Raw genomic sequence first — 2,996 nt, forward strand, 5'->3', positions numbered from 1 at the left:
CTCAATCGTCTGCTCCCCTCCTTTAGGGGTGCACCCACTGAGCAACAGTAATCCGAGTAGTGCCGCAGCCACCACAGCTTTGAAACGAGCGCCGTTTTTCATCCTTGTTCCCTCCCCACCTTTTTACATCGGTTGACTTCATATATTGTTATGCGACTGTCGTTATAATGGTTAATCGCACAAAAAAAACCCGCGTTCGCCTAGGAACGCGGGGTAGATGCATATATGATTATTTTATAGTTTCTAAATTACAGCTTGTATATGGAGGTATATTTCTCTTCCAGATAGTCGGCGAGATAATCCGGGTTCAGCTCCTCACCTGTAATGGCTACAATCAATTCGGATGGCGTCCGACTCTTGCCGTAACGGTAAATACGTTCGGTCAGCCATTGCTTGATCGGCTCAAGTTCCCCAGCAGCAATTAATTCATCCAGATTGGGCAACTCTTTGCGTAATGTCGCCAAAATTTGCGCTGCATACATATTGCCAAGCGAGTAGGAAGCAAAATAACCAAAATCACCCCCGGACCAGTGAACGTCTTGAAGTACGCCCAGTCCGTCATTCGGTGGTAGAAGCCCCAGGTAGTCCTTATATTTCGCATTCCACACCTCGGGGAGACGCTTCACATCCAGCTTTTCATTAAATAGCATTTTTTCAATTTCATAACGGATAATGATATGTAAATTATATGTTAGCTCATCCGCTTCAATACGAATCAATGAATTTTCCACACGGTTGACTGCCCGGTAGAATTGCTCTGCCGTAACCTTCGCCAAACGATCAGGAAAATGCTTTTGCAAATCATCGTAATACCGATCCCAAAAAGCACGACTGCGTCCGATTTTATTTTCCCACAAGCGCGACTGGGATTCATGAATCCCCATAGAGGTTCCTCCAGACAGTAGTGATCCTGCCAGCTCTGGAGCAATATTTTGTTCGTACAGTGCATGGCCTCCTTCATGCAACGAACTGAAAATAGCACTGGTTACATCATCTTGCAAATAATGAGTTGTTATACGCACATCACCTGGATTTAATCCTGTTGCGAAAGGATGTACACTCTCATCCAAACGACCTGCGTCAAAGTCATACCCCATCTGTCCTAAAATGAACAGGCTGAACTTCTCCTGCTGCTTCACATCAAACACACCATCTAAAAAGCTCTTATCCGGCTGGTTCGATGAAGCCTGAATTTTAGACAATAGGGGCACAAGGCGCTTTTTGAGACGATCAAACACAGCATCCAACTTTTCAACCGTCATCCCCGGCTCATATTGATCCAAAAGCGTGTCATACTCTGTATCCTTAACACCCCAGTAGCCGATAAACTCACGCTTCATGTCTACGATTTTAGACAAGTACGGTTCAAATCCGGCAAAATCGCTATGTTCCTTTGCGTCCTCCCACTTGCTCTCTGCCTGTGCTGCAAGAATGCTATACTCCCGATATCGGTCTGCCGGAACCGAACGATTCAGTTCATAATTTTTACGGCATTCCTCCACCAATCTGCGATCATTGTCCTCCAGTTGCTTCAGCTTATCTTCTGCGGCAAAAAATTGCAGCAATTGTCCCATTTCATCCGAGATCATCAGCTTGAACATTTCAGTGGACAGAATACCTAACGTCTCCGACCGAATGTCAACGCCCTTGCGCGGAGCACCAGTCCGTAAATCCCAGTGCAGCAGACCTACTGCTTCGCCATAACTACTAATTTTTTGTGCGAGCTCCTTTAAAGCCGTCAATTGATCCAACGTCTGTTGCGCCATATTTGAGGTCACCTCTTTAACTTAAAATGGTTAAAACTTTACAATACCTATACTTGATGATACTTATATTAAAAAGTATAATCAACACACAACATGTACGACCAGCTCCTAAGACCTGAAATAAACGTTGGGCTGTACATATCAAACTTTATGAGAATCTGGAGGGAACAATCGTGGATCACATCAAAGAAATTTTAGAGTACAATCGTGTTTTCGTAGAAAACAAAGAATACGAGGCCTATAGAACGGGCAAGTTCCCCAATAAAAAAATGGTCATTATCACCTGTATGGATACACGGCTAACAGAGTTACTCCCTAAAGCCATGAACCTGCGTAATGGTGATGTGAAAATCATCAAAAATGCGGGTGCGATTATTTCACAGCCCTTTGGAAGCGTAATGCGCAGTGTACTAGTCGCCCTGTATGAGCTGGGAGCAGACGAAGTAGTGGTCGTGGGCCATTATGAATGCGGCATGGCTGCATTAAATGCAGACCACATGGTCAATGAAATGCTCGATCGCGGAATTTCTCAGGAAGTGCTGAATACATTAGAAAATTCAGGAATTAAGCTAAATAAATGGTTGAAAGGTTTTGACAACATTGAAGAAGGGGTAAAAACTACCGTGAAGCTTATTAAAAATCACCCGCTTCTCCCCCCTAATGCCCCCGTTCACGGCATGGTTATTCATCCAGATACAGGAGCGTTAACGCTTGTCGTTGACGGGAATGAACAGTAAATAGGATACGCTTCGGCAGAAAGTTACTAGGTAGTTTAAGCTCGTACATACGAGCTTAAACTACCCTTTTTTATGAAAAAAAGCGCATATACGTGGAAAATGACAGGAGCCAATTTGGGCTAACCTGTGAACGACCTGTCTGAAAGTTGTCAAACCATACAGTTTCAGTGTACACTTTTCATGAAGCTGCAGAATACCTGCCACAGTGCTGTTACAACCGTTACTATGATGGATGAAGGAGATAAGATCTATGAATTTACTATCGTATGGTCTGTTGGGGCTTCTCGCAAGAGAGGAATCCTCCGGCTATGATCTGATGTTGCGTATCCAGCCTTTTTGGCAGGCCAAGCACAGTCAGATCTATCCACTACTGGCCCGTATGGAGGGCAAGGAACTACTAGCCTCCCGTTGGATTCAGCAGTCCGACAAGCCTGATAAGAAAATGTATACCATTACCGACAAGGGAATCCATATGCTTCAGCAATGGTCCCAG

Annotated in this window: 3 protein-coding genes; 2 read left to right on the forward strand and 1 reads right to left on the reverse strand. The window is 44.4% G+C overall.

Annotated elements, in window-relative coordinates; translation table 11 throughout:
• Positions 1-248: 248 nt before the first annotated feature.
• Positions 249-1,766 (reverse strand): carboxypeptidase M32, encoded by a 1,518-nt coding sequence (locus tag GRP75_RS22875; protein ID WP_160790452.1) that lies wholly within the window; start codon positions 1,764-1,766, stop codon positions 249-251.
• Between the two features lie 173 nt (positions 1,767-1,939).
• Here GRP75_RS22875 and GRP75_RS22880 point away from each other — a divergent pair, with 173 nt between their 5' ends.
• Positions 1,940-2,503 (forward strand): beta-class carbonic anhydrase, encoded by a 564-nt coding sequence (locus tag GRP75_RS22880; RefSeq protein ID WP_013310596.1) that lies wholly within the window; start codon positions 1,940-1,942, stop codon positions 2,501-2,503.
• A 250-nt stretch (positions 2,504-2,753) separates the two neighbouring features.
• Positions 2,754-2,996, forward strand: a 243-nt coding sequence (locus GRP75_RS22885) for a PadR family transcriptional regulator (RefSeq protein ID WP_160790453.1), incomplete at its 3' end; no start/stop codon positions are given.

Source organism: Paenibacillus sp. OT2-17 (assembly GCF_009827695.1).
In the GTDB taxonomy this organism is placed as follows: domain Bacteria; phylum Bacillota; class Bacilli; order Paenibacillales; family Paenibacillaceae; genus Paenibacillus; species Paenibacillus polymyxa_B.

What these genes read in the sequence shown, in the direction of transcription:
- GRP75_RS22875 (WP_160790452.1), bottom strand. Translation starts at nt 1,766, where the DNA reads ATGGCGCAACAGACGTTGGATCAATTGACGGCTTTAAAGGAGCTCGCA.